1 protein-coding gene is annotated in these 770 nt (G+C 70.5%); it reads left to right on the forward strand.

The annotated features are described in order from the left end of the window. Positions 1–770, forward strand: a 770-nt coding sequence (locus D7V77_RS42290) for an AMP-binding protein (protein WP_147452370.1), incomplete at both ends; no start/stop codon positions are given.

A 770-nucleotide genomic window follows, 5' to 3' on the forward strand; every position in this document is an offset into this window, starting at 1 on the left:
CTCGTCACCCACGAGGCGGTGGCCTACGGCATCGGTCCCGGCAGCCGCGTGTTGCAGTTCGCCAGCCTCAGCTTCGACCTCTCCGTGGAGGAGATTTTCACCACGCTCTGCAACGGCGCCACGCTGGTGCTCGCGCCGCTGGAGAAGCTGATGCCGGGCGCGCCGCTGCCCGTGCTGCTGCGTGAGCAGGAGTTGAGTGTCGTCAGCCTCACCCCAGCGGCACTGGCGGCCACGTCGTCCGAGGGGCTGCCCAAGGTGCGCACCGTCATCTCCGGCGGCGAAGCCCTGCCCGCGGACGTCGTCGCGCGTTGGGCCCCGGGACGGCGCCTGCTCAATACCTACGGCCCCACCGAAGCCACCGTCATCGCCACCTTCGGTGAGGTGGTGGCGGATGGAGAAGTGCCGTCCATCGGCAAGCCGCTGGCGAACGTGCACGTCTATGTGTTGGACCCGCACGGCCAGCCGGTGCCCGTGGGCGTGCGCGGTGAGTTGCACATCGGTGGCGTCGGCGTGGCGCGAGGCTATGCGGGACGCCCGGGACTCACCGCCGAGCGCTTCGTGCCGGACGCATTCTCCGGTGAGGAAGGGGCTCGCCTCTACCGCACGGGCGACGTGGTGCGCTGGCGCGCTGACGGACAGCTGGACTTCGTCGGCCGCATCGACGCGCAGGTGAAGGTGCGCGGCTTCCGCATCGAGCTGGGCGAAGTCGAGAACGCCCTACGCGCAGCCCCCTCCGTGAAGGACGCCGTCGTCCTCGCGCGCGAGGATGC

The sequence above is a fragment of the Corallococcus sp. CA041A genome, assembly GCF_003612075.1.
Taxonomy (GTDB): domain Bacteria; phylum Myxococcota; class Myxococcia; order Myxococcales; family Myxococcaceae; genus Corallococcus; species Corallococcus exiguus.